Source organism: Streptomyces sp. NPDC050508, assembly GCF_040655155.1.
Taxonomy (GTDB): domain Bacteria; phylum Actinomycetota; class Actinomycetes; order Streptomycetales; family Streptomycetaceae; genus Streptomyces.
Genome location: NZ_JBFAJJ010000030.1, coordinates 12,693 through 37,432 on the forward strand (window position 1 = coordinate 12,693; position 24,740 = coordinate 37,432).

Here is a 24,740-nt window from a genome sequence, read left to right on the forward strand (position 1 = left end):
CCAAGAGGCCCAAACCTCCGGATCGCCGTTCTCCGCCCCGGCCTGCGCGTTGGAGACCAGGCAACACCCACGGGCACACTCCCCGAGCGCCGGGCCTCCATCAGCCCGCCGAAGAACTCGGAGACGGCCGGCAGTGCCCGTTCGTCCTCCGCGAGACGGCGGAGCATCGGCACCGAGCACTGCTCCGGGTAGCAGCGCAGCATGGATCTGATGGAAGTGCCCCGGGGTGGCGTCGGTCGTGACGTACGACTCGGTCAGGTACAGGACACCGGTGCCGCAGGACGCGGCATCGGCCCGGGACATCGTCCTGCACGACCACGGGCCGACCGGCCGGCGCCGCTGCTCATGGGCGGACCTCGCCCTGAGTGGCTCGGCCCGGCGCGACTGGGCGGAGACGAGTGAGCAGATCGCGTCGACCACGGACGGACAACCCAAGCCGGCCGGCTCGCTCGACATCCATCATGCCGCTGAGCAGTCCGAGAACCGCACGGGGCGGTCCGTCCAGAACGAGGTCCGGGTCGGTGGCGCGGCCGAGCCGGGTGTGGATCCGACCGCCTCGCAGCTCGATGACCGCCAACTCGTCGGACGCGACGAGCTGAATGACCGCGGGCGGGCCGTCGGGATCGGCGTCGGTGGTGAACCACGCCGGGCCGTAGGCCAGCCACTGTGCTTGGAACGCGTCGTCCGGCCGTTCCACGGCCATGAACCGCAGACCCCACAACCCGAGCGCCTTCAGTACCGGCTCCAGCTCCAGACCGGCCTCACTCAGGGTGTAGAGCACGGTGGCGACCGGCGGCGGCGCGTCCTCGCGCGTGATCAGTCCGGCGGCCTCAAGGTCCTTGAGGCGACTCGACAGCAGGTTCGCCGCGACACCCGGCAGCCCGTTCTTCAGGTCCGTGAACCGGCACGAACCCTTCAGCAACAGCTCCCGGACGATCAACAGCGTCCAGCGGTCCCCCACGACATCGAGGGCCCGGGCGATCGAACAGTACTGGCCATAACTCCGCATGCACCGAGCCTAGCCCGCGAGTAGTTTATTTTCCGAATCAAGTGGTAGAAAATCTCTACTACATGCGCTTAGTCTTCCACCATGACTCGTACACCGTCGAAACCGCTTGTGCTCGTCGCGCTACTGATGGCCTCGTTCGTGATCAACCTCGACACCACTCTGGTCAACGTGGCGCTCCCGACACTGACGCGTGAACTGGGCACCTCCACCGCACAGCTGCAATGGGTGGTGGACGCCTACAACCTCGTGTTCGCCGCCCTGCTGATGACCTCGGGAAGCCTGTCCGACCGCTTCGGCCGCAAGGGCATGCTCATGGCCGGTCTGCTGGTCTTCGGCGTGGCCGGCTTCGCCGGGGGGTACGCCGGCACCCCGGCGGAGCTGATCGCGGCCCGGGCCGTGATGGGTCTGGGGGCCGCGATGACGTTCCCGGCCACGCTCTCCCTGCTCACCGGCGTCTTCACCAGCCGCAAGGAGCGGGCGCTGTCCATCGGCCTGTGGGGCGCGACGGCCGGTGTGGCCATCGCCCTGGGGCCGATCGCGGGCGGCTTCCTGCTCAGGCACTACAGCTGGTCGAGCGTCTTCTACGCCCTCGGCCCGGTGTCCCTGGCCGTCATCGCCCTGGTGGCATGGTTCGTCCCCAGATCGCACAACCCCCTCCCCCACCGCCTGGACTTCCTGGGCCTCGTCCTGTCCGGCAGTTTCATGGGGCTGCTCGTCTACACCATCATCGAAGCCCCCGACCGTGGCTGGGCATCAGCGGCGTCGCTCGCCGGCTTCGCCGGTACCGTGCTGCTGCTGATCGCGTTCATCGTCGGCGAGCGCCGCGCCGACGAGCCGATGCTCGACGTACGGCTCTTCAGCGACATGCGCTTCAGCGCCGCCAGCGCCTCGGTCACGATCGCGTTCTTCACGCTGTTCGGGTTCATCTTCCTGATGACGCAGTTCTTCCAGTTCGTCCGGACGTACAGCCCCCTGTCCACCGGCGTCCACCTGCTGCCGGTCGCGGTCTCCGTCGCCGTCGGATCGACCCTCGGGACGCGACTCGCGGTCCGCGCCGGCACCAAGGCAATCGTCACCGCCGGGCTGACCCTCCAGGCGATCTTCTACTTCTGGGTCGCCAGCGACATTTCCCCGACACTCAGCTACCGGATCATCGCCATCCAGATGGTCGTCTACGGCCTCGGCATGGGCCTGACCTCCGCCCCCGCGACCGAGTCCATCATGGGAGCAGTCCCCGCCGACCAGGCCGGCGTGGGGTCCGCCGTCAACGACTCCACCCGCCTGCTCGGCGGCACCCTCGGTGTCGCGGTCATCGGCAGCGTGTACGCCTCGCTGTACGACGCCCGGCTCAACTCCGCGCTCCCAGCGGGACTGCCGCCCGCGCTGGCGGACCTCGCCCATCAGTCCGTCGGGGCGGCGTTCGGCGTCTCCAGCCAACTCGCCGCCCACGGCCAGTCCGGCGCAGCCAACGTCGTGCGCCAGGCCGCGACCGGCGCCTTCGACCACGGTCTCAGCGTCGGCTGCGTCGTGGCCGGAGTCGTCGCGCTCGCCGGTGCGCTGCTCGCCGGCCTCTTCCTGCCCGCCCAGCCCCCGCAGCAACCCGCCCCGCAACACCAGCCGCTTGAGCCGGCCGACTCCGCCGGCAAACGAAAGGACCCGGTGCCATGACCTACGGAGAAACCGCCGTCCACCAGACCATCGACCGACTCCTGAGCGACCACCGCGATGTCGACGCCGCGGCCGACGGAGCCCTGGACAACCTCGACCAGTTCCACATCGGCGGCGCCGACGCAGTCGAACTGCTCATCCCCGCCCTCGCCCTGACACACGGTGATGTCGTCCTGGACGTCGGCTCCGGATTCGGCGGACCCGCGCGCCAGATCGCCCGCCGCACCGGCAACCACGTCGTCGGCCTCGACATCACCCCGGCCTACGTCGACGCCGCACGCGACCTCACCGCCCGGGCCGGACTCAGCGACCTCGTCCGCTTCCACACAGGGGACATCGCAGACTTCCAGCCCGACCGGGTCTTCGATGCCGCGCTGACCATGCACGTCCAGATGAACGTGCCGGACAAGACCACCTGGTTCCGTCACATCGCCGAACGCCTCGCCCCGGGCGCGCACCTGGCCGTCTGGGAGGTCTGCCAACCACACCAGGCCGACCTGCCCTGGCCCATGCCCTGGTCACTCGACGGCACCGACAGCTTCGTCGTCTCCGCCGAAACACTGCTCGCCTGCGTCAAGGGCGCGGGGTTCGCCGCGGTCGAATGGACGAACAATTCGGCATGGGTCCAGGACTGGGTCGCCAAGACCTTCGCGAACGGCCTGCCCGCCGGACCCGCACTGCCGATGCTCCTCGACGACGGCTATACCCGCGTCATCAACTACGCCACCGCGCTCACAGACGGCTCCCTCGAAGTCTGGCGCGGCTCTTTCACCAAGGACCCCGACTAACCGCCCCGGGGGAAACAAGGAACACCCCGATCAGGCCGTGACACGAGAAGGACCGCACGGGTTGCGTGAGTTGTGCAGCTGAACTGAGCCCGTTCGATCTGCCGCAGCCCGCCTTGTCCGGCGTCTCCGGCACACATTCCGGCGAGTTGCAGTCACAACTCGCCGAACCGTGGGAAGCGGCCAGCCCGTCCGCGCTGTTCCCGGAGGCCATTCGCTGTAGACCGACTTCCCGGCCGCCAGGGCGACCACGCCGATGTCCACATGCTCAGTGACCTCCACCGACGCGACGACCCGGTCGACGCCGGGATGTGCGATGAGGTCTTGGTGGTTGCCCTACGCCGAGACTGCTTACTGCGCCGCGACGTGCTGACGGCACGCAGCTCGGCCTCCGGCGACGCGGTGAGCGACTGGGGGCACTGCCCATCCTGCTGCGGCGCACCTCAGCGGTAGTCGGGGTTGGCCGCGTCGAGGCGGCAGCCGGCGTCCCACTCGGAGCGCTGGTTGCCGTGCGCCGGGATGCCCTTGGCGCGCTTGAGCATCGCCGCCATGTGCATCAGGTTCCATGCCATGAACGTGGTGTTGCGGTTGGTGAAGTCGTTCTCCGGTCCGCCCGAACCGGGGTCGAGGTAGGAGGGTCCGGGTCCCGCCGGACCGATCCAGCCGGCGTCGGCCTGGGGCGGGATGGTGTAGCCGAGGTGCTGGAGGCTGTAGAGGATGTTCATCGCGCAGTGCTTCACGCCGTCCTCGTTGCCGGTGATCAGACAGCCGCCGACCCGCCCGTAATAGGCGTACTGGCCAGCCGGGTTGAGCAGTCCCGAACCGCCGTAGAGCCGCTCGATGACCTTCTTCATGACCGAGCTGTTGTCGCCCAGCCAGATCGGCCCGGCCAGCACCAGGATGTCCGCGGCCATCACCTGCTCGTACAGCCCGGGCCACTCGTCCCTCGCGAAGCCGTGCTCGGTCATGTCGGGGTAGACGCCGGGGGCGAGTTCGTGGTCGACGGCCCGGATCTCGGAAGTGGTGACCCCTCGCGACATCATGATCGACGCGCTCTTGTCGATCAGCCCCTGGGTGTGGCTGACCTGCGGCGAGGGCTTGAGCGTGCAGTTGATGAACAGGGCAGTGAGGTCGTCGAAGCGGTATGCGTCGTCGGCGGGGTTCTCGACGGTCACAGCGGGCTCCTTCGTATGGGACAGAGGGCCGCCCCGGAGCGGGACGCGTCCAGCCGCAGCCTCTCGCGTGGATCTCCGTTTGTCGCGCTTTGTCCGCCACCCGTCATCGTTCCGACAGATGTCGCGCACGCTCCCGCACTCGCTGGGATCCTGGGCCCATGGCAATCGACGTGACGATGCGGCGCGTGATTCCGCTACCACCCGAACAGGTGGCCGCGTACGCCATGGACTGGCACCACGACACCGAGTGGACCCAGGGCATCGGCAGCGCGGAGCTGACCCGGGAGGCTGACGGCGGCGGAGTCGGGGTGAGCGCCGAGGCCACCCGCACGGCGCGCTTCCTCGGCCGACGCATCCACTACGTGCTGCGCGTGGCCGCGTACGAACCGCCCCGGCTCCTGGACATGATCGCTTCGGCCGCCCCCATGCCCATGCACGTCGCCTACGCCTTCCAGGCCCACCCGTACACCAAGGACCTGCGTGGCCTCGAACAACGGCTCACCGACCGGGAAGGCGACACATAATGGCGTACGACGAAGGGCTGGCCGAGCGGATCCGGGAGCGGCTCGGGGCGGATCCTGACATCACCGAGAAGAAGATGTTCGGCGGCATCGCCTTCCTCCACCGCGGCAACATGGCCGTCGGCGTGACCGGCGACGACCTCATGGTCCGGGTCGGCCCCGATGCCACGGACGCGGCGCTGACCCGGCCGGGTACGCGGATCTTCGATATGACGGGCCGCCCGATGCGCGGCTGGATCGTGGTCGCGGGCTCCGCCGTCGCGGAGGACGAGGCGCTCGGCGAGTGGATCGACGAGGGCCACGCCTTCGCGGCGAGCCTCCCGCCCAAATAGCGGCCCCGCTGGCGCAAGGATCCTTCTGCCGGCCAGGTCCAGGTCTGCGGGAGCCGCCACCGGGTTCACATGGCCGTCCGGTACACGGGCGGTCCCGGAGCCTGCCGCGGAGTGTGGAAGACGAGGAGATGAGGGTCATGACCGGACTGGTATTGACCGAGGTCAGCGCCGTCGTCGCACCCGCACGTGAGGCCGATCTCGTCGCGGCCTATCGTCAGCTCGTCGCCCGCCCCTTCCCCGACGGACTGGTGCGAACCGAATTGCTGAGCGGACAGGACGGGCACTGGCGGATTCAGACGCTGTGGCACGACCGCGCAGCCCTCGACGCCATGCGCGCCGCCTACCCGGGCGGCCCGCCGGCACCCCGACTCTTCCGAGAAGTCGGCGCCGACCCCGCACTCGCACTGCTCCACGTCAAGGTCCACAGCGTCGCGCCGGGCGAACCGAGCTGACCTGGCCCTGAGCCCGGCTGGAGGTGGCGCTTGCACGGATACCACCACCATTAGTCATCAGACGGCAGTCGGTATTCGAGAGGCTGACGACCAGCGCGGCATGCAGGGCTGCCAGGACGGATTCAGCCAGGTCGCCGTCGTCGAAGTCACGGATCATCAGCATCTCCCGGGCGTACTCGTGGTGGGTCGGCAGCCGCTCCGGGTACAGCTTCAGACACGACGGATCACCGGCCCCAGCTGCTCCGCGACGAACTGCCGGCCACCCCAGGCGGAACTTCGGCCGGCGCCGACAAGAAGGTGCCCAGCGGTGCAGGATGGCCGCGAGGGCCTCGGCCAGGCCGGGAACGATGTTCCCGGCCGCCGCGGTGCCGGGGACGGTCTGCTCGTCGAGAGCGGCCACGACCTGCTGGGCCACCTGCCGCGCGGTCCGCAACCTGGGGGCCGCTTCGAGGAAAGTGCGGGTGATCTCCTCGCCTCCGGCCTGGGCCAGTGCAGGGCCAGCACCCCCGGATCATCAACGGCAGGGGCAAAGACTCCTACCGGCCCTGGAGGCCACGAACCCCAACCGGGCTCCACAAGCAAGGGTAGCGGGGAAGAGGAACTCCAGGACGTAGGTCCGGAAAGCGAAGGTGAACGCGTCGATCTCGCGTTTCAGTGCCGGTGGGAGTCCACGCGTCGCGCGCACCCACGGATGCTGGGCCAGGTGGTGCTTGGATTGCACCAGAACGTGCAGGCTCAGCACTGCCTGCGAGGCAGGCGAATAGGAGAACCCCACCCGCTCCGTGGCAGTAGCCCGGACCCGGAACTCGATCGTCATGCTCCGCCCGTTCGGTCCGGGTCACGCATGCGCAGATGTAGCTCTGTCAGAGGGGGATAAGTGACGTGCTGCCCGTTTCGTGCTTGCAGCTGGGGCTGTCGGGCTGGCGGTGGCCTCTCCGGGTGGCTATGGCCGTGAGTGGGTGAACAACCCCTGCTCGGGCTCGATGAGGATCCCGCGTTCGACCAGCCGCTTCAGCTTCAGCCGGACGTTGTTGACGTTGCTGGGCGCGATCTCCAGATCCATCGCTTCGCAGACCGCCCGTGCCCGCAGCGGGGCGTCGGCCGCGGTGAACACCGCCATGATCTGCCGGTAGGCCGGATGGTCCGGCAGCTTCGCGGCCGGCGGCGTCGGCGGGGACGGATCAGGCAGCGCCAGCAGGGTCTTGCGGGTGATGCGGACCTCCTCGGCGACCCGGTCGAACTCCTCCAATTGCGCGGCGAGTTCCGCGATGCGTCCTCGTGTGGCCTCGGCCTGCGCGGCGATCTCGCGCTCTTGCTCCTCCAGGCGCGCCAGCACCGCTCCCAAGGTCAGCTCGCCACCGCTCACGCGCCGCGCCAGGTGGGAGTGGAGGTCGCGGTCAGCATCCGGGCCATCCGGTCGCTTATGGCCCAGTACACCCTGGACTCGGCGGAGGCGGGCCGGTGCTCGTAGTCCCGTACCAGCCTGCGGTACAGCATCATGATCCCGTTTACCTGCTCCACCACCCACCTCTTGGGCTGCGGGACGAACCCGCTGGCTGCCGGGTTGCGCTCGACGACTTCGACGTCGATGCCCACCTTCCGCCCGCGGTCGATGACAGCGGTCTTGAACCCCTGGTCCACCAGGGCCTTCTGTACCGCGTCGATGTCGGCGGCGACCTTGTCCAGCAAGGCGATGCCGGCGGCGTTGTCGTGCGCCGACGCGGCCAGCACCACCACCGCGATCACCAGACCGAGAACATCAACTGCCAGGCCGCGCTTGCGGCCTGGGACTTTTTTTGCCGCGTCCCTTCCGGTGGTGTCGGCGGGCACTCCGACGGCCGCGTGCAGGCTCTGGGGGTCGAGCACCACCAGGCTCGGGTCGGCCTTGCGCCCCGGCTCTCGCGGACCTGCCAGCGCAGCAGGTCGTGGATGGTCTGGTCGGTGCCGTCGTCGCGCCACGTGTAGAAGTAGTACTTCACCGCGCCGACCGGGGGCAGGTCGTGGGGGAGGTAGTCCCACTGGCAGCCGGTACGGGACTGGTAGAGCAGGGCGTTGACGATCTCCCGCATCTCGTAGGCGCCCTGGTGGCCACTGACGGGGGGATGCTGAGCCTTCCAGGAGGCGATGACGGGCTCGATCAGGGCCCACCGCTCGTCGGACAAGTCGCTCTTGTAAGGCTGGCGGTCGCTCACGAAGAACACCCCAGCACGACAGGACTCCCCGATCAGTCCCGATACGCCTGTGCCACACATTCCAGCGACGACAAACGCGGCATCACGTCATATACCACCCTCTGAGGCGGGCGGCGTCAGCTGGTGTCCGGCCAGTCCTGCGGAAGGCCACCGTCTCCTCGATCCCGGCACGACGCAGAAAATCGGCACCCATCCGTGTGGGCGACGGCTACGAATGACGGGCGAGGGACAGGAAGCGGTGCTCTCACACGTCGCCCGGCTGCTGCCGGGACGCTCCAGCCGGGCGACGAGAGGGGTGCCAGGCGGGTGCCATCAGGCCCATAAAGGTGCAGGTCGAAGCCGACAAACCACATCGTCTATGCGGTTAGGGGCTGGCCGACGCCGTTGCGGGACCCTACCGGCTCACGCCTCGGCGGGCTGCTGGCCCATCTTGTGGGAGAGGCGGGCGGCCACCTCCGGGGTCACCAGTTCCACCTACTACTTCGCCGCGGGGCGAGACGACGGGGCTGACCAGATCATTCATGAACTCCTGCGCTGCCAGGTCCGTGAGAGGGCTCACCGATCAGAGGACCGGACGCTGGCGGTGCTGGACACCCAGAGTTTCCACGTGGCTGCGGGGTCCCCGCTTCCACGACCGGCCACGATCCCGGCAAGCGGGTACCGGGCCGCAAGCGCGGCTTGGCCGTGGACGTGCTGGGCCTGGTCATCGTGGTCGTCGTCCTTGCCGCGAACATCCACGACAACACCGCGGCATCGTCCTGCTGGACCAGGTCGCCGAACACACCGGTGACACCGTCCGCAAAGCCCTGGTCGACAGCGGATGGCCTTCTGTCGGCGGACCGGTATGGAACGGGGGCATGATCAGGAGGAGGCGGCGTCAGTGCGTGATCAGCGGCACCTGGGGCTCGGGGCCCGCGTCCGTGAGCGGGTCGGTCGGTGTGTGGCGGGGGTCGGCCTTGACGAGGGTCACCACTGTGACGCCGGCGGCGAGCACGATGCCCACGCCGACCCAGGCGGCGTTGGCGTAGCCGTGAACCATGCCGTGGAGCTGGATCAGTTGCCGCTGGGTCGTCGTCGTGGCCGGGGTGACGTGGTCCCTGACGTAAGAGGTCATGGCGGATGCGGCGACGGTGTTGAGCAGGGCCGTGCCGATCGCGCCGCCCAACTGCTGCGAGGTGTTGACCATGGCGGAGGCGACACCGGCGTCCCGTGGCTCCACCTCGCGTGTGGCCACGGTGTTGGCGGGCATGAACACGGCGCCCAGGCCGAGGCCGACGATCAGTTGGGCCGGCAGCAGGAGGCCGACGTAGGAGGAGTCGACCTGCATCCGGGTCAGCAGGAACATGCCGATGGCGACGGTCAGGAAGCCGGGGCCCATCAGTAGCCGGGTCGGGACGCGGTTCACCAGGCGGACGCTGATCTGGGTCGAGCCGATGACCACGCCCACGATCATGGGCAGAAAGGCGAAGCCGGTCTGCACGGGCGAGAAGCCCTTGATGACCTGGAGGTAGTAGGTGAAGAAGAGGAACACGCCGTAGACCGCGATGTTCGCGAGGCCCAGGGAGAGGAAGGCACCGCCGCGGTTGCGTTCGGTGACCACGCGCAGGGGCAGCAGCGGGGCCTTGACCCGGGCCTGGGTGAGGACGAAGGCGACCAGCAGGACGACGGAGGCCGCGAACACGCCGAGCGTGAGGGGGTCGGCCCAGCCGTCGGACTCCGCGCGGGTGAAGCCGTAGACGAGTGCGAACAGGCCGGTGGCGGACAGGATCACGCCGGGGATGTCGAGCGGGGAACGGTTGCGGCCGGTCTGCGGCTCGCGGATGACGAACCAAGCGCCCACTACGACGATCGCGACGACGGGGATGTTGACGAAGAAGTTCCAGCGCCAGTCCAGGTACTGGGTGAGGACTCCGCCGAGGACGAGGCCCACGACGCCGCCGGCGCCGGAGACCACGCTAAAGACGCCGAATGCCCTGGCGCGTTCCTTGGGGTCGGTGAACAGTACGGAGAGCAGGGACAGTGCGGCGGGGGCGAGTACCGCGCCGAACACGCCCTGCAGTGCACGGGCGCTGAACAGCATGACCTGGTTGGTGGCGGCGCCGCCCAGTGCCGAGGCCGCGCCGAATCCGATCAGACCGACGATGAAGGCGCGCTTGCGCCCCCACAGGTCGGAGACACGGCCGCCGAACAGGAGCAGGCCGCCGAACGCGAGGGCGTAGGCCGTGATGACCCATTGCCGGTTGCCGTCGGAGATGCCCAGGTCCCGCTGGGCGGACGGCAGGGCGATGTTGACGATGGTGGCGTCCAGGACGACCACCAGCTGGGCCAGCGCGATGAAGACGAGAGCCTGCCAGCGGTTGGCCTCGGGGCCCGTGGGAGCTTTACGGGCTGTTTCGGACATGGAGAGTGTTCCTTCGCGACTCGTAAGGGAATGGCGTGACGTGGAGTGGCGTAACGCTTCGGGCCGGTCGCTCGTGTCAGGCCGAGAGGGCGGCGGCGTAGGACACGCCGGTCAGGTCCTCGGACAGGTCCCACAGTCGGCGCGCGGTCTCCGGGTCCTCGGCGGCGGGATCCGGCTGGACGACCTTGGGGTGTCCGCGCAACTCCCGCCAGCCGTCGGGGCCGTAGAACTGTCCGCTCTCGGCATCCGCCGTGGTCGCCGCGTACAGCTGGGGCAGGACGCCGGTCTCGGCGTCCTGCCCGATCAGTCGGGTGGCGAGGGAGGTTCCCATGCGGAGCAGTCCGGTGGGGCCGCTGGTCTGCAGGTTCGTGGCCGAGAGTCCGGGGTGGGCGAGCAAGCTGCGCGCGGGGCTGTGGGCCGCGCGGAGTCTGCGGTCGAGCTCCAAACCGAACAGGACGTTGGCGAACTTCGACTGGTCGTAGAACTTCATCGGCGCGTAGGTGCGGGCGCCAGTCAGGTCGTCGAAGTGGATCCGGCCGCCGTGGTGCGCGATCGAACTGACCGTGACCACGCGGGGATCGCGGCCTGTTCGAAGGAGGTCCAGCAGCAGGCCGGTGAGGGCGAAGTGGCCGAGATGGTTGGCGGCGAACTGCAGCTCGTGCCCCTGCGCGCTGAGGGCGTGGGGCGGTGCCATCACCCCCGCGTTGTTGATCAGGACGTCCACCGGCACGCCGTCGGCGTGGAGGCCGGCGGCGAACGCCCTCACCGAGTCGAGGTCGGCGAGGTCCAGGCGGCGGAGTTGGAGGTCGGCGCCGGGCTGGGCGTCGCTGATCCCGGCGGCGGCCCGGCGGCCCTTGACCTCGTTGCGGACGGCCATGACGACGTGTGCCCCGTGGCGGGCGAGGTGCCGGGTGGTGGCCAGTCCGAGGCCGCTGTTGGCCCCGGTGACGACGAAGGTCCGGCCGCTCAGGTCGGGGATACGGGCACTGTCCCATGCGCTCTCTGCCATGCGGCCCAGGCTGACACTCATGGCACAGTGAGTCAAGCTTGGCCTTTCGAGACGAAACTAGCGCGAGGTAGCATCGGTGCGTGGTGGATACGAAGACGGCTCCCGCGGCGAACATGGTGGAACGCAAGCGTCGGCTGGTACGTGACGAACTGGCCCGGGCCGCCATGAAGTTGATGGCGTATCAGGGATTCGAGGAGACGACGGTCGACCAGATCGTGGCCGCCGTGGGGATGTCACGCCGTACGTTCTCCCGCTACTTCGACTCCAAGGAAGACGTGGTCGTGCACACGATCACGGAAGCCGCCGAGCGGATGTGCGCGGAGCTGAGCGGGCGGCCCGCCGACGAGCCGTCCGCGGTGGCACTCCGCCACGCCGTGTCGGTACTGACCTGCCTGAGCGTCGACGACGCGGACAAGATGCTGCGGCAGATCAGGCTGATCCTCGACACACCGGCCCTGCTGGCCCGCTACCTGGAGCGGCAGTCGCAGTGGCAGGCCGAGATCACCGGCATCCTCGCCCGGCGCACCGGACTGGACGCCGACGCCGACCTGCGCCCCGCCCTCGCCGCGGGCGTCGCACTCACCGCGGCCCAGACCGCGCTGACCCACTGGGCGGACAGCGGCGCCACCAAGAACATGGACGAACTGGTCGACCAGGCCTTCGCGCTCGTGACACCGGCACTCACCCTCACCGACGACGCGAGCTGACCCCACCCGTCGGCTCTGGTCGAGGCGTAGCTGGAATGCAGGCCGATGCCGGTGAGCCACGCCATGCCGCCACTGGACATCAGCATGCCGACGAGGTCACAGCACCAGGTAGGCCACCGTCTCGGTCAAATCCCGACGGCAGTGAGCCCGGGCGCCCGCCCAGGCCGGCTCCGGGACGATCGGCGCGATCGCGGCCCGCTGCGTGTCGGACCGATCCGTCGGACACCCACGCCGGCGCGGTTGGCGATCCGAGTCGTTGCCGTAGCGATGCGCCGGGCTGTCGCACGATATGGCGGGGCACTCGGGGCCGGCCTCGTCGATCGCGCACAAGAAAGCACCGGGGCCTCCTGATGTTCGTCAACTCTGCTGGGGCTGCCCGGTGCGCACGATGTTCGCCAGTTGCTGCCCGGCCGCGAATCGGGCCAGTTGTGCCGCGATCAAGCGGTCGGCCCGCGGCGCGAACGCGGAGCTCAATCCGCCGACGTGCGGCGAGATCAGCACGCCGGGAGTGCGCCACAGCGGGTGGTCGGGGGGCAGCGGCTCGGGTTCTGTGACGTCCAGCGCGGCTGTGATGCGCCCGGAGGACAGTTCGGCCACCAGGGCTGCGGTATCGACCAGCTTCCCGCGTGCCACGTTGACCAGCAGCGCGCCGTCGGGCAGCAGGGCCAGTTCGCGTACGCCGAGCATGCCCTCGGTCTGCGGTGTGTGCGGGGCGGTGACGAACACGACGTCCGCCTGCGGCAGTAGCGCGTCCATGTCGCTGAAGGGGTGGACGAGCGGGGACCCGGCCTGGCCTCGGCGGGACACCCGGGTCACCGAGTCGACTTCGAAGCCTTGCAGGCGTGCCTCGATCGCCGCGCCGATACGGCCGTAGCCGACGATCAGCACCCGCTTGTCGGCCAGTGAGCGGCCGGGGTGCCGGTTCCAGATGCCGTGGGGCTGGTTGCGGGCGAACACGTCCAGCTGCCGTCCGCCGGCCAGGGCCAGTGCCACCGCCAGTTCCGCGGTGCTGGCATCGTGCAGCCCGGCCGCGTTGCACAGTGTCACCCGGTCCGGCAGCAGCGGGAGGACGTCCTCGTAGCCCGCGGTGAGTGCTTGCACGGCCTCCAGCCGCGGCATGTGGTGCACCTTGTCCAGCACCGACGTGCCCTTCAGGTAGGGCAGGACGTAGAACGCGACCTCGTCGAGCGAGTCCGGCAGCTTGTCGCCGTCGGCTCGGTAGAAGTCGAGGTCCAGTCCGTCGGGGATGCCGCCCAGGCGCCGTTCCGCTTCGGCACGGTCGGCGTAGGGCACCCAGGCGAGTGGCACGGATCGTTCTCCTTCGGGTTCAGCCTGCTCTCCATGGCCCCGGCCTGGGGGACATGGTCACGTGGACGGTGTTCCCCAGGCCGCTTCCGGCTTTCCGCCGTGACCGTGAGCTAGCCGAGGAGCCCGTATCGCTGTGCTTTGGCGCGTTCTTCGGTGATGCCGAGGAAGGAGTCGAACTCCAAGTAGGCGTCGTAGCCTCCCTCGGGTTCGGGGGCGATGCCGTCCTGCGCCAGGGCCTGGAGGGCCTGCTCGATGGAGGCCTTCGCCGCCAGTTGGGTCAGGGCCAGGTAGATGATCACGTCGGCGTGTTTGCCGAGGGCGGCGGTGGTGCTGCCCAGCCGGTCGAGGGCGAAGATCGGGACGCTCACCTCCTGGCGGAGGCGGGCGGCGTCCGGCTCGTCGGGGATACCCGACATCATGACTGCGCTCGCGCCGGCTTCCTGATACGCCAGGAGGCGGTCGATGGCGGCGTTCATTCCCTCGGTCCCGGCCGCGTCGGTCCGCGCGATGATCAGGAGGTCCTCCGAGTCGCGGGCGTCGAGCGCGGCCTTGAGCTTGTCGACGGCCTTGTCCAGGGGAAGGATCACTTTCCTGGCACCGAGGTGCTTGCCGAACTCGTGGTCCTCAAGGTGGATGGCTGCCGCTCCGGCCTCCTCCAGGACGCGGATCGCGCGGGCGACGTGCAGCGGGTTGCCCCATCCTCCTTCGCCGTCGACGACGAGCGGCATCTGGGCCGCGGCCGCCAGCCGTCGCACCTGGTCGGCCATGTCGTCCAGGCTGATGAAGCCGATGTCGGGGAGGCCGTACTTCGTGGCGCCGGTGGCCCAGCTGCCGATGTAGGCCGCTTCGAAGCCCGCGGCTTTGGCCGCCAGGGCGGAGATGCCGTCGTAGATCGACGGTGCGACGAGCGGGTGGCGGTTGTTGATGAGGCTGGTCAGTGAGCTCATTGCCCGGCTCCGATCTGTGCCCGGAGGAGGTCGCGGTCGAGGCCGGCTCCTCCGATGATGACGCGGTCGATGTCTCGTGTGTGCGTGATGTCCGTGAGCGGGTCGCCGTTGAGGACGAGCAGGTCGGCCCGTTTGCCGGGGGCGATGGCGCCGCGGTCGGCAAGGCCGAGCAGCTGGGCCGGCACGGCGGTCGCGGCACGGATGGCCGCCAGCGGAGTCATTCCCGCCCCGACCATCGCCTCGAGTTCGCGGTGCTCGGCATATCCCGGGATCTGCCAGGCCCTGGCCCCGGTGTCGCCCGACAGGGCGATCCGTACTCCGGCGTCGATGTACGACCGGAACGAGTCCTCCAGGACGGCGTAGGCGTCGGCGACCTGGCGGGCGCTGTCCGTCGGCAGCTGTTCACGGATCGCCTGGATGACAGTGCGCGGGACGGTTTCGGCCAGCGCCGGTTCGTCGAGCCACGACGCGTCGTGGGCGTTCTGGATGGACAGCGACGAGAACTGGAAGACGTCCCGCTCAAGGATCGCTTCGAGGACGGCCCGGTCGGGTGCCCGGGTCCGCACCAGGTGGGCGAGCCCGTCGGCGCCGGCGGCGACGGCGATCTTCGCGTCGCTGAGGTCGTGGATGTGGGCGATGGCCGTGAGCCCGTGCGCGTGGGCTTCCCGCACCGCTGCCTCAGCGAGGTCCGACGGGAGCTTCGCCTTGGTCCCGCGCCGGTCGTCGATCCACAGCTTGACCACGTCGACCCGCTTGCCCGCGACCCGTCGCACAGCCTCCCGGGCCTGCTCCGCCGTCGTGGCCTCGTTCATGACGTCGGTCGCGAAGTGCGGTCCGCCGTTGCCGTTACCCGGGGTGGGCGCGACGATGCCGGTGCCGGCCGTCAGGAGCAGGGCCAGCTCCGGATCGGAAAGCTTGCCCGCGCGCTGTTCGTCGCGGATGCCGATCTCGGTATCGTTCCGGTCGGTGCCCAGGGACAGCAGGGCACTGACACCGTAGTAGGCCAGACGGCGCAGGTGGTCCAGCGCGTTCTCGCGGGAGAAGTTCTGCGAGGCTACCCGGCCCGATTTCCAGTACCCGAGATGCCCGTGCGTGTCGATGATCGTCGGCATGACGGTCTTGCCCGTCAGGTCGATCCGCTCCATGGCGCCGCCGGGTACCGCGGTGCCGACGGACTCGATGACACCGTCCCGGACCGTGATCGCAGCCCCGTCGATCGGCGCGGTACCGTCGCCGGGGATCACCCGGCATCCCGTGTAGACCGTCGCGGCCCTATCAGGCACCGGGCACCTCCAGCCGGAAGGAGGAGCCGTCGCGCACCACGAGGCCTCCGGTCGGTTCCCCGAAGTGGCTCCCGAGCACGAGCGTCCGCGTGCCGGCGAACCTGTCCAGGAACTCACGCCGGGTCCGGGCGGCACGGGTCTGATCGGTGTCCAGGCTCGCGGACCACTCGGGCCGGGCGATCTGGTACGGGGAGTGCATGAGGTCTCCGGTGATCACGGCGCTCTCACCCCGCGACTCGATCAGCACCGACACGTGACCAGGGGTGTGGCCCGGGGTGCCGATCAGCGAGATCTCCGGCGCGACGTGATCGCCCGCCTGCGCCCACGCGATGAGCCCGGCGTCGGCCACCGGTTTCAGGGAGTCCTCGAACACGGCCTCACCGTCGACCTGGTCGTGCGCGTCGGCGGAGTAGACGGCGCCCATCGCCGGGTCGCTCGCGTACGCCTGCCAGTGCGCGTACTCGTCCTTGCCGAAGAAGTGCTTCGCCTGCGGGAAGGTGGGAATCCAGGTGTCCCCCTCCAGCCGGGTGTTCCACCCCACGTGGTCTCCATGCAGGTGAGTGCAGATCACGCCGTCGACGTCCTTCGGGGCGAACACCTCCCCGAAACGCTCCAGGTAGTCGGTCGCCAACCCGTCGAAGAACGGATTCGCCCGCTTCTTCCCGTTACCGATACCGGTGTCCACGACCAGCTTCTGGTCGGGCGTCTCGATCAGGAAGGAATGCACACCCCCGCCCATGGTGCCGTCCCGAAGGAACGTCGGGGTCAGCCAGGCTATGCGCTCGACCTCCTCGCGAGACGCGTCCGGAACAGCCGACTGCGTCATCTCGACAGGCGCCCAGCCGCCGAACTCAACGAGCTTGGTGATGCTTACGTTGCCGATCGTCCATTGCTCCATTGCCGTCCACCTTTTTCCCGCCCTCGCCCCACCTTCCGGCGAGGGCGGGGCAAATTACCTGAAACATGCCGTTCGACCACGCGAGCCGGTTGGCCGGAGCGATGAGAAGAACGAGCGCGGTGTGCGCTGTCGCCGCGGTCCGAGACGCCGGGCCCACTCGGGTTCTGACGCCGGGGCCCGTCGCGACCGCCACCGGACCTGCCGCTCACAACGGGACCGACATGTCATCAACTACTGATCTGGACCTGGTGATGCCTTGTCCGCGACGGCGGCAGACAGCCCGCCGCCGTCGGCGTAGTCCAGGACTGCGGGCCGCTACCAGGAGACCGCCGGCTTGGCTCCGCCTCCGTCGACGTCGATCGTCGCGCAGTTGACATAGGCGGAAGCCGGCGAAGCCAGGAAGGCGACCACCTCTGCCACGTCTTCGGGCTCACAAACCCGGCCCAGCGCCATCATGTCCGCGAACCGCTGACGCGTCTGCTCGTCGAAGATCTTGCGAACACCGTCGGTGAGCACGAACCCCGGCCGCACGACATTGCTGCGGATGCCGCTCGTGCCGTGCTGGGCGCCCGTGTACAGACTGAACGTCTCCAGGGCGGCCTTGCAGGCGCCGTAGGCGGCCTTGGTGGCGGTGGGAACACGGGACGCACCGGACGAGACGTTGATGATCGACCCGCCGCCGTCGCTCGCGAGCATCGCCGGGATCCCGTGCCGCGCGCCCCAGACCGCCGCCATCACAGCGATGTCGAACGTCTGCTGCCACGCCTTGTCCGTCGAGGTGGCCGTCCCGGTGTCCTCGTGTTGCTCCAGTACGGCGTTGTTGTCCAGCACATCCAGGCGTCCGAACGAGTCGAGCGCGGCGTCGACCAGGCTCTTGACGCCTTCCTCGGTGGAGATGTCAGCGTGCAGTGCCACCGCACTGTCGCCCAGCTCGCGGGCCACGACGTCCAGTCCTTGGTCGTCGATGTCGCCCAGCACCACCCGCGCTCCGTCACGGACCAGTAGACGCGCCGTCGCAGCGCCGATGCCGTTCGCGGCGCCGGTGACGATCGCCACCTTGCCTTCCATGCGCTTCGCCATAGTTCTCACCTTCACGTTTCCACCGGAGACATTCAGTCTCTTATGTGAGACAGAGTATCACTACAGGCACATGGTATCCTTTGATCATGGAAATTCCACCGGGTGAGCAGGCTCTGCCACTGCGAGCGCGCACACGCCTGGCCGTGAAGACCCAGGTCGCCGAGATCGCGCTGGAACTGTTCCTGTCCCGCGGCTTCGAGAAGACGACGATCGACCAGATCGCCAAGGCCGCGGGCATGTCGCGCGCGACGTTCTTCCGCTACTTCCCCACCAAGGAAGACGTGCTGTTGGTCATGGTGGAGGACTACGCCTGGCACGCAAGGGACGCACTAGCGGCACGGCCGGACGGCGAACCGGTGTGGACAGCGCTGCGCCACGCCCTGGAGCCCGCCGTACGCCAAGAGGGGAAGGACCCCGCAGCCGCGCTGCAGACGGCCCGGGCCATCGTCCAATCGCCCTCGGTCCGCAGCCGCTACCAAGAGCGCTACCTACAGCTGCGAGAACTCCTCCATCCCGAGATCGTCCGTCGGCTCACACTGCCGGACCCCTCACAGGCCGATCCAGGCGCATCGGCTCTCATTGCCAGTGCCCTGAGTTGCCTCGACGCGGCCATCGAGACCTGGGTCGAGCGCGGCGGCACGTCCGCCTTGCCAGATCTTCTGGACCAGGCCATGGGTGCGGTTCACCCGCTCGACCCCCACTAGGGTCCGTCTTCAAAGATCACCGGATGTGAAGGGGCCCACCGCTCCGTGGCGAGGGCCGGTGGCCGCGTCGTCGCGGGCCGGTCAGCTGGAGATCGCGCCCAGCAACGTCAACAACGTCCGGCTGAAGCTGAAGCGGCTGGTCGAACGCGGGATCCTGATCGAGCCCGAGCAGGGGTTGTTCACCCAGTCGCGGCCATAGCCCCCCGGAGAGGCCACCGCCAGCCCGACAGCCCCAGCTGCAAGCACGAAACGGGCAGCACGTCACTTACCACCCTCTCAGAAAGCGTGTCTCCGCGTCGCGCGGATCGAAGCCGCTCACGTCGCGGATGCGTTGCAGGCGATAGCGGAAGGTGTTCGGGTGGCAGGTGCAGCTGCGCGGCCGCGGCGTTGGTGTCGCCGAAATGGTCCAGGTAGCAACGGAGGGTGGCCAGGAGTTGGGTCCTTGAACGGTCCTCGGCGTCGGCGTCGTCCGTCAACTCCGGCCACAGGAGTACCGCGTAGGTGGTGCGGTCGTGGCTTGCGACGAGGGAGCGGGGGTGCGCTGTCGTCAGGTACAGACGCAGGACGTCCGACGGGATCTCCCCGAGCGCCGTATCGCTCACCGGCTGGCACGACGCGGCGGCCAGCACGGTGGCCTTGGCGACGGTCAGGCCCAGCCGGACGGCAGCCTGTTCGGCAGCCGCCGTGCCGAGCGGCACGGCCCCCAGGTCGTCCTGCTCGGTGGTGCCCTGCCCGCCGGTACGGCTCATGCGGACGGCGATCGCCTGCGCGGCGGCACGGAAGTGCGCCGTCTCTTGCGGGTCGAACGGGGTCTGCGTGCTGGCCCAGAGGTATCCGAGGTGCGGCCCGTCGTGTTGGACGCGGCAGGCCATCCGGGGCTTGGCATGGTCGGCAGCTGGCTGCAGGAAGGCGGGCTCCGGGAACCTGATCAGGCGCGCCCGCGAGCGCAGCACCTCGACAAGCCAGGGTTGGGCCTGCCGCTCAAGGATCCCCGAGACCCTTTCCTCATCCGCGGACTGCTGACCTTTCGACCAGGCCAGCGAGGTGTCCTGCGGTGGCGAAACGGCTCATGTCGACGCCGATCTCGGCGATCAGGACCTGGGCGAGGGTCAGGCTGATCCCGGGAATCGTGATCAGCAGGTCGACCTGCTGCCGCAGGGGCTACAGCTGACGGTCGATCTCCTCGCTCAGGCGGGAAATCCGGTTGTCAGCCTCGTCGATGGCCCGCAGCATCGAAACGATCATGAACGCGTGGTGCCCGTTGAAGTCACCGGTCAGGGCACGGGTGAGCAAGGGGACCTTGCCTTGCAGACTGCCCAGGGCGAGGGATGCCAGCACCTACGGGTCCCGTTCGCCTGCCACCAGGGCATCCAGGATGACCCGCGCCGAGCAGCCGGTGATGTCGGTGACGACCGAGGACAGCTTGATCCCGGTGTCTTCCAGGAACATCGCGTGACGGTTCACGTCGCGGGCCCGGTCCCGGACGGTCTCGGTGCGATACCGGGTTAGGTCCCGCAGCTGACGGATGCCACGGGGGTGCCCCTATCTGTTTGGTCAAGGCGGGTGAGGATGGTCGGCATGACGGATCGAGATCGGTTGGGGCGGACGGCGGTGCACTATGCGGCTGCCGATGGGGACGCGGATGGCCTGAGGGTGCTCTTGGCCGGAGGTGCCGCCGCGGAGGCAGTCGACGATGCGGGGTGGACGCCGCTGCATTTCGCGGCTCAGGCTCAAGCCCCATCGGTTGTCGAGGTTCTCCTGGCCGCAGGTGCGGCGGTTGATACCGCGGATCGTCATGGCAATACGCCGTTGTGGAGGGCGGTGTTCTGTTCACAGGGCGAGGGCGCGACGATCCGGCTGCTGCTGGAGGCCGGTGCCGACCCTGACCGAGACAACGGCCATGGCATGAGCCCGCGGGTGTTGGCGGGACGCATCGCCAACTATGACGTGGCTGCTCACTTGCCTGCCGGAGACGCGACTTCCGCCTAGGCTCCACCGCCCGTGGTGGCGGGCTGGGGCTCGTAGAAGGCCCCATTGCGGAGCCACGAAAAAGGTAACTGTGAGAGTGGAGCTGCGGCCCGGGTTGGGTTGCTGTCAGGATCGAAGCCGACGTTCCGGCATGACTCACAAGGTAACTGACGGCTCGTCAGAGTCTGTCGTGCCCCCGAGATGTCTGCCGCACGTCGACGTCGGCCTGGCCCACCCCGTTGGCTTGATCAGCAGCTTGTCCGCCATCTCGACGTGACTCATCACAGTTCTGCGGGGGGAACGAAAGAGGGGCGGACCAGGCCGTGTTCGACCAGCTTGCAGATCCACTGGCAGTCCTTCACGTCGGTCTTGCGACCGGGAACCGTCTTGATGTGTTGGGCGTTCGGCAGCCACGGCTCGATCCCCTCAGTGGCCTCGAGCAGGTAGAACAGCGGCTTCCAGTACGAAGCCGTAGCCTCCATGCCGATCCGGGCGATCCTGTTCTCCGCCAGCCAGTCCCGCAATTCCAGCACCACTGGACTCCTGCGCTCGGCCCAGCGTCCGACTACCAAACGGGCTCAATGTTCGACACCAAGCTCGATCGACGTCCTCCGGACGGGCACCAGCCCCGATTTTTCCGGCTGCGGGGCGCGACCGACAGGGCCCGGGATGACTACCAAGAGGCCCTGCTGCCATGCGTCGGCCCTCACGCGATCACCCGATCGACTCGGTGGCGCAGGGTGACGAAGATCCCGTCGGCGCCGGCGCACGTAGTGTTCGGCGGGGCGCGGGTGGTCGCCAGGTCGGCGTCCTGGCCGCGCTTTGAAACTCAGTAAGTCGCACGGCGGGCGGCTCAGGATCGCTCCCGTGCCGCCCGCGCTGTGGTGCTCCAGACGATCAGGCTCCGCGCTGTGCGATCAACTCACCGATCGAGGCGTGGATCTCGGCGAGGGCATCGTGCTTCCAATACTGCGTGCTGAGGTGCACGGCCCGTTCCCTGTACGTGGGCGTGTCGAGCACGCTCTCGACGGCCTTGCGGATGTCGGCGACCGCAGGACGCTGCGTGGCCAGGTTGATGGCCGCTCCGGCCCACGCCGTGCGCGCGGTGACCTCGACCTTGTCCTCCGACTGTCCGGCGAGCACCATCGGCACGCCGTACCGCAGCGCCTGCTGAACCCCACCGTAACCGCCGTTGCTGACCAGAACGCTCGCGTGCGGCAGCAGGTCGGTGAAAGGGATGAACTCGGCAACCCGCGCATTGGCCGGGACGTCAGCCAACTGAGCGTCACGTCCGAGGGCCGCGACGACCAGGACGTCGAGATCCGCGAGAGCCTTGAGCGTGGGCTCTATCAACTCGGTGAGATCGTGGTTCGCGAGTGTGCCCTGCGTGACCACGACCACCCGCTCCGCCGCCTCCACCTCCGACCACCACTCGGGCAGCGGCACAGACCGCGTCGAGCGCTCGTCCGGCACCGCACCGACGAAACGCAGCGACGCGGGCGCATCGCTGCGCGGATATTCGAGATCTTCGATCGACAGGTGCAGGTAGCGGTCCGGCACGGTGACCGCAGCGTCGAGGAAGAAGGGCAGTTCCCGGGTCGCGCCCGTCGAACGGACGGTCTCGACAGCGAGGCTCTGGATCTCGGCGAATGCATCCTGGACCGCGCGGTTCGCCTCGATGTTGCGTGCACGGCCTTCGGGCGACGCGTCCGGCGGCAGCCCAAGGCCGAAGGGGGCCGTGTCGGTGCTTGACAGGGTGAGCGGCACGATGCCGATTCCGATCACCGCGGCCGGGCGGATGCCGGGAGCGCCGAGCCCCATGGGCATCGCGCCCAGGTAGGAGGTGTCGTGCAGGACCACCACCGGCTCGCCGTGGTGCTCCGCGAGCAGTCGCTGTAGCGCGGCATGCTGCAGCGGGATCGGCTTGATGAACACGTTGGTGAGATCCCAGGACATCGCCGCCGGGCCGGGCTCGAGCTCGGCGCGCTCAGGGTGCCGGGCGACCAGTTCCGCGATATCGAAATCGGCCTCCCCCGGCAGCGCGACGAACCGCGCGCCAGTCTCCTCGATCGAGGCGCGGAAGGCGCTGCCGGTCAGGAAGGTCACCTGGTTGCCGCGGCGCACCAGGTCCGCCGCGATCGGCCGCAACGGTGCGACGTGCCCGTAGGCCGGTGTCGCCGCGATGATGATGTGGGTCATGGTTCTGATCTCTTTCTCGAGGCGCGTCTCGCCGCCTCGCGGTGTACGCCGGCTCTTCGAACTTGGGGAGGGTTTGACTGCTCGTGATGCCGACAGGCACACATGCAGTAGTGAGGGCCACTGGCTGCCTGAGTGATCATGTCGGTTGTCTACGCAGAACGATCACAACAGGGAAGAGCCACGGGCATGGTCAGCGATACGACTCGTCTGCCGGGCCTTGCCGGCCTGGCCGTCGTATCGTCCGGGTTGCTCGCTCGCGCGATCTGCGCGGTCAGAGCAGGGACTTGCTCACCGGAACGGGAACGGAGGGACGACGCACAACCCGACAGCTACATCGGCCTGCGGAACAGCACCGAGCATGCCCGTTGATCACGCCGCCGCACCGGGAAACTCCAAGATCCCCGACAAGTCAAGCTCAGTGGTGCCATGCGCCGTGCTTGTCTGCAGCCAGGCGTCGATGGTTGCCGCCAGCTCGTCGAGTTGAGTGAAGACATGTCCGTTCATGCCGGTGGTCTGCGCGGCGCGTACGTTCTCCTCGCGGTCGTCGACGAAGAGGAAGTCGGCGGGCGCGGCTTGCATGGCGACAGCGCAGTGATGGAATGCTGCCGGGGCCGGCTTCGCCGCCTTGATCTTTCCGGAGAAGGCCACGTGGTCCAGACGGTGCAGCCAGGGCTGCGCGGCGAGGAAGGCGTCCGCGTGGTCCGAGGGAATGTTTGACAGCAGGGCGACCTCGGCTACGTCGCGCAGGGACTGGACGTAGGCAACCATGCGGTCGTCGACACGTGACCAGCTGTCGATGTCGGCGAGCCGCAGCTCCTCGATCCTGTCGGCGTCGACGGGGAGAGACAGCGACCGCAGGACGGCCGTCCAGTACTCGGACGCGGAGCACTGCCCGGCGTCGTAGGGCAGGCGGTGGGCCCAGTAGGTGTCAGCGAAGGCGTCGGCGGGTGCGTTGCACCGGGCGGCCATCTCTGCCAGGGCGCCGGGGCGCTGGTGGAGGGCGATGACCCCGAAGAGGTCGAACAGCACGATGCGTCGGTCGGTGGGCATGGCGAGGGGTTCCTCCGGGTTTTGACGGTTCCGGTTCAGGGGCGGGGATCGAGGGCGCGAGCGAGCGAGTCGAGGGACACCAGGGCGTCGGGGCCGACCGGAGCGAGGACGACGCTGGTCGCGCCGGCCGCGTGCCGGGCCTTGATCGCTTCGTGTGCCTGGTCGGGAGTGCCGGCGATACTCAGTTGGCGGATCCAGGCGGCGGGCATGGTCTGGGTGAACTGCCTGGCGTCGGCGCAGGCTGCCTGGTGTTCGCGGAGCTGCGCGGCGAAGGGCAGTGGGTCGATGTGCGCGGCCCAGTCCGGATCGCCGATGGCGATCAGGGCGCCGCGAACGCGGGCAAGAGCAGCGTCCTCGTCGTCATCGACAGCGGCGGCGTCGTAGGTGACGATTTCGGCGCCGCTCGCGTCCGAAGCGCTGCCCATATGCCGCAGCGAGGCGGCGATGTAGGCGGGGGCCGCGGGCTCGGCCAGCAGGAGTCCGTCGGCGACTTCACCCGCGGCTGCCTGTGACCTGGGGCCGCGTACACCGAGGATGACCGGCGGGACGATCTCCGGGGTCTCGGTGAGGACGACGCCTTCACAGCGCACGTAGCGGCCGTTTGCCGGGCCGGGCTCGCCGCGCATGAGCAGCCGCAGCGCGGTCGTGTACTCCTTGATCAGCGTCAGGGGACTGGCGGGCCAGGCTCCGGCCTGACGCATCCAGTCGGGCATGCCGTGGCCGATGCCGGTGATCAACCGGCCGGGGTAGAGCTGGGCGAGGGTTGCCAGTTCCATCGCGGCGAAGCACACGTTGCGGGCGCCGGCGGGCATGATGCCGATACCGACGGTGATGCCGGTAGTACTGGCGAGGACGGAGGCGGCCTGTGCCAGTCCGCCGCGCCAGCCGAGGTCCTCCACCACCCATACCTGGTCGAATCTCAGCTCCTCGGCTCGCCGGGCGTAGGGCAGCACGTCCCGGATGGGCAGGTCGCGGGGGAGCATGACACCGACACGGCCACGGGCGGGAGTGGCGTCTGTCTCGGTCATCAAGGGCTCCTTCTGTTGGCGGTG

At 68.8% G+C, this 24,740-nt stretch carries 28 protein-coding genes and 2 pseudogenes; 10 read left to right on the top strand and 20 right to left on the bottom strand.

Annotated features, from left to right (window positions below):
• Positions 1–343 precede the first annotated feature (343 nt).
• Positions 344–1,009 (bottom strand): helix-turn-helix domain-containing protein, encoded by a 666-nt coding sequence (locus tag AB0I69_RS45505; protein ID WP_363101734.1) that lies wholly within the window; start codon positions 1,007–1,009, stop codon positions 344–346.
• A gap of 81 nt (positions 1,010–1,090) precedes the next feature.
• On the opposite strand from AB0I69_RS45505, the gene AB0I69_RS45510 reads away from it, so the two are divergent.
• Both AB0I69_RS45510 and AB0I69_RS45515 read left to right on the top strand, forming a co-directional pair.
• Positions 1,091–2,677 (top strand): DHA2 family efflux MFS transporter permease subunit, encoded by a 1,587-nt coding sequence (locus AB0I69_RS45510; RefSeq protein ID WP_363101735.1) that lies wholly within the window; start codon positions 1,091–1,093, stop codon positions 2,675–2,677.
• A complete protein-coding gene (locus tag AB0I69_RS45515) occupies positions 2,674–3,465 on the top strand; it encodes a class I SAM-dependent methyltransferase (protein WP_363101736.1) in 792 nt (263 codons plus the stop codon). The genes AB0I69_RS45510 and AB0I69_RS45515 overlap by 4 nt, the downstream gene beginning before the upstream one ends.
• 440 nt (positions 3,466–3,905) lie before the next feature.
• Here AB0I69_RS45515 and AB0I69_RS45520 read toward each other — a convergent pair whose 3' ends face one another.
• A complete protein-coding gene (locus AB0I69_RS45520; RefSeq protein WP_363101737.1) occupies positions 3,906–4,637 on the bottom strand; it encodes a flavodoxin family protein in 732 nt (243 codons plus the stop codon).
• Between the two features lie 158 nt (positions 4,638–4,795).
• Here AB0I69_RS45520 and AB0I69_RS45525 point away from each other — a divergent pair, with 158 nt between their 5' ends.
• The 3 genes from AB0I69_RS45525 to AB0I69_RS45535 all read left to right on the top strand — a co-directional run bounded on the left by AB0I69_RS45525 (position 4,796) and on the right by AB0I69_RS45535 (position 5,942).
• Positions 4,796–5,161: an SRPBCC family protein gene (locus AB0I69_RS45525; RefSeq protein WP_363101738.1), complete on the top strand. Its 366-nt coding sequence runs from the start codon at positions 4,796–4,798 to the stop codon at positions 5,159–5,161.
• Entirely contained in the window at positions 5,161–5,490 is a 330-nt protein-coding gene (locus AB0I69_RS45530) for a TfoX/Sxy family protein (RefSeq protein ID WP_363101739.1), read from the top strand. The genes AB0I69_RS45525 and AB0I69_RS45530 overlap by 1 nt, the downstream gene beginning before the upstream one ends.
• A gap of 137 nt (positions 5,491–5,627) precedes the next feature.
• On the top strand, positions 5,628–5,942 hold the full coding sequence (locus tag AB0I69_RS45535) for a hypothetical protein (protein WP_363101740.1): 315 nt from the start codon (positions 5,628–5,630) through the stop codon (positions 5,940–5,942).
• Here AB0I69_RS45535 and AB0I69_RS45540 read toward each other — a convergent pair.
• The 4 genes and pseudogenes from AB0I69_RS45540 to AB0I69_RS45555 form a co-directional block, all read right to left on the bottom strand.
• Positions 5,905–6,357 carry a hypothetical protein gene (locus AB0I69_RS45540; RefSeq protein WP_363101741.1) on the bottom strand — a complete coding sequence of 151 codons (453 nt, stop codon included), beginning with the start codon at positions 6,355–6,357 and terminating at the stop codon, positions 5,905–5,907. The genes AB0I69_RS45535 and AB0I69_RS45540 overlap by 38 nt on opposite strands.
• Positions 6,358–6,456: 99 nt before the next feature.
• Positions 6,457–6,759, bottom strand: coding sequence for a DUF5937 family protein (locus AB0I69_RS45545; RefSeq protein ID WP_363101742.1), 303 nt, complete (start codon positions 6,757–6,759; stop codon positions 6,457–6,459).
• A gap of 126 nt (positions 6,760–6,885) precedes the next feature.
• Positions 6,886–7,308 (bottom strand): hypothetical protein, encoded by a 423-nt coding sequence (locus AB0I69_RS45550; protein WP_363101743.1) that lies wholly within the window; start codon positions 7,306–7,308, stop codon positions 6,886–6,888.
• Positions 7,305–8,134 (bottom strand): annotated as a pseudogene (locus AB0I69_RS45555) (IS5 family transposase). Before AB0I69_RS45555 ends, AB0I69_RS45550 begins: the two are co-directional and overlap by 4 nt.
• Before the next feature lie 466 nt (positions 8,135–8,600).
• Between AB0I69_RS45555 and AB0I69_RS45560 the strand changes: the two are divergent.
• Positions 8,601–8,958: pseudogene (locus AB0I69_RS45560) on the top strand (transposase); the annotation flags it as partial.
• A gap of 53 nt (positions 8,959–9,011) precedes the next feature.
• On the opposite strand, the gene AB0I69_RS45565 reads toward AB0I69_RS45560, so the two are convergent.
• A complete protein-coding gene (locus AB0I69_RS45565) occupies positions 9,012–10,535 on the bottom strand; it encodes an MFS transporter (RefSeq protein ID WP_363101744.1) in 1,524 nt (507 codons plus the stop codon).
• A gap of 76 nt (positions 10,536–10,611) precedes the next feature.
• Positions 10,612–11,544 carry an oxidoreductase gene (locus tag AB0I69_RS45570; RefSeq protein ID WP_363101745.1) on the bottom strand — a complete coding sequence of 311 codons (933 nt, stop codon included), beginning with the start codon at positions 11,542–11,544 and terminating at the stop codon, positions 10,612–10,614.
• Positions 11,545–11,657: 113 nt separating this feature from the next.
• Here AB0I69_RS45570 and AB0I69_RS45575 point away from each other — a divergent pair, with 113 nt between their 5' ends.
• A complete protein-coding gene (locus tag AB0I69_RS45575) occupies positions 11,658–12,251 on the top strand; it encodes a TetR family transcriptional regulator (protein WP_363101789.1) in 594 nt (197 codons plus the stop codon).
• Positions 12,252–12,608: 357 nt separating this feature from the next.
• Here the strand turns inward: AB0I69_RS45575 and AB0I69_RS45580 are convergent, their stop codons facing one another.
• The 5 genes from AB0I69_RS45580 to AB0I69_RS45600 all read right to left on the bottom strand — a co-directional run bounded on the left by AB0I69_RS45580 (position 12,609) and on the right by AB0I69_RS45600 (position 17,767).
• Positions 12,609–13,559 (bottom strand): 2-hydroxyacid dehydrogenase, encoded by a 951-nt coding sequence (locus tag AB0I69_RS45580; RefSeq protein WP_363101746.1) that lies wholly within the window; start codon positions 13,557–13,559, stop codon positions 12,609–12,611.
• 110 nt (positions 13,560–13,669) lie between these two features.
• Positions 13,670–14,506, bottom strand: a complete 837-nt coding sequence (locus tag AB0I69_RS45585; protein WP_363101747.1) for an isocitrate lyase/PEP mutase family protein — start codon at positions 14,504–14,506, stop codon at positions 13,670–13,672.
• Positions 14,503–15,789 (bottom strand): amidohydrolase family protein, encoded by a 1,287-nt coding sequence (locus AB0I69_RS45590; protein ID WP_363101748.1) that lies wholly within the window; start codon positions 15,787–15,789, stop codon positions 14,503–14,505. Before AB0I69_RS45590 ends, AB0I69_RS45585 begins: the two co-directional genes overlap by 4 nt.
• On the bottom strand, positions 15,782–16,687 hold the full coding sequence (locus AB0I69_RS45595; RefSeq protein ID WP_363101749.1) for an MBL fold metallo-hydrolase: 906 nt from the start codon (positions 16,685–16,687) through the stop codon (positions 15,782–15,784). Before AB0I69_RS45595 ends, AB0I69_RS45590 begins: the two co-directional genes overlap by 8 nt.
• 315 nt (positions 16,688–17,002) lie before the next feature.
• On the bottom strand, positions 17,003–17,767 hold the full coding sequence (locus AB0I69_RS45600; RefSeq protein ID WP_363101750.1) for an SDR family oxidoreductase: 765 nt from the start codon (positions 17,765–17,767) through the stop codon (positions 17,003–17,005).
• A gap of 86 nt (positions 17,768–17,853) precedes the next feature.
• Here AB0I69_RS45600 and AB0I69_RS45605 point away from each other — a divergent pair, with 86 nt between their 5' ends.
• Complete coding sequence (locus tag AB0I69_RS45605; RefSeq protein WP_363101751.1) at positions 17,854–18,471, top strand: TetR family transcriptional regulator; 618 nt, start codon at positions 17,854–17,856, stop codon at positions 18,469–18,471.
• A 58-nt stretch (positions 18,472–18,529) separates the two neighbouring features.
• On the top strand, positions 18,530–18,670 hold the full coding sequence (locus AB0I69_RS45610; RefSeq protein WP_363101752.1) for a hypothetical protein: 141 nt from the start codon (positions 18,530–18,532) through the stop codon (positions 18,668–18,670).
• Between the two features lie 66 nt (positions 18,671–18,736).
• Here AB0I69_RS45610 and AB0I69_RS45615 read toward each other — a convergent pair whose 3' ends face one another.
• The 3 genes from AB0I69_RS45615 to AB0I69_RS45625 all read right to left on the bottom strand — a co-directional run bounded on the left by AB0I69_RS45615 (position 18,737) and on the right by AB0I69_RS45625 (position 19,809).
• Entirely contained in the window at positions 18,737–18,874 is a 138-nt protein-coding gene (locus tag AB0I69_RS45615) for a helix-turn-helix domain-containing protein (protein ID WP_363101790.1), read from the bottom strand.
• Positions 18,875–19,476: 602 nt separating this feature from the next.
• On the bottom strand, positions 19,477–19,629 hold the full coding sequence (locus AB0I69_RS45620) for a transposase (RefSeq protein ID WP_363101791.1): 153 nt from the start codon (positions 19,627–19,629) through the stop codon (positions 19,477–19,479).
• 3 nt (positions 19,630–19,632) lie between these two features.
• Positions 19,633–19,809, bottom strand: coding sequence for a hypothetical protein (locus AB0I69_RS45625; protein WP_363101753.1), 177 nt, complete (start codon positions 19,807–19,809; stop codon positions 19,633–19,635).
• A 240-nt stretch (positions 19,810–20,049) separates the two neighbouring features.
• Between AB0I69_RS45625 and AB0I69_RS45630 the strand changes: the two genes are divergently transcribed.
• Positions 20,050–20,460: an ankyrin repeat domain-containing protein gene (locus AB0I69_RS45630; RefSeq protein ID WP_363101754.1), complete on the top strand. Its 411-nt coding sequence runs from the start codon at positions 20,050–20,052 to the stop codon at positions 20,458–20,460.
• 260 nt (positions 20,461–20,720) lie between these two features.
• Here AB0I69_RS45630 and AB0I69_RS45635 read toward each other — a convergent pair whose 3' ends face one another.
• The 4 genes from AB0I69_RS45635 to AB0I69_RS45650 form a co-directional block, all read right to left on the bottom strand.
• Entirely contained in the window at positions 20,721–20,975 is a 255-nt protein-coding gene (locus AB0I69_RS45635; RefSeq protein ID WP_363101755.1) for a transposase, read from the bottom strand.
• A gap of 361 nt (positions 20,976–21,336) precedes the next feature.
• Positions 21,337–22,638 carry a nucleotide disphospho-sugar-binding domain-containing protein gene (locus AB0I69_RS45640; RefSeq protein WP_363101756.1) on the bottom strand — a complete coding sequence of 434 codons (1,302 nt, stop codon included), beginning with the start codon at positions 22,636–22,638 and terminating at the stop codon, positions 21,337–21,339.
• A 369-nt stretch (positions 22,639–23,007) separates the two neighbouring features.
• Positions 23,008–23,688 carry an HAD-IA family hydrolase gene (locus AB0I69_RS45645; protein ID WP_363101757.1) on the bottom strand — a complete coding sequence of 227 codons (681 nt, stop codon included), beginning with the start codon at positions 23,686–23,688 and terminating at the stop codon, positions 23,008–23,010.
• A gap of 35 nt (positions 23,689–23,723) precedes the next feature.
• Positions 23,724–24,716, bottom strand: a complete 993-nt coding sequence (locus AB0I69_RS45650; protein ID WP_363101758.1) for an LLM class flavin-dependent oxidoreductase — start codon at positions 24,714–24,716, stop codon at positions 23,724–23,726.
• Positions 24,717–24,740 lie beyond the last annotated feature (24 nt).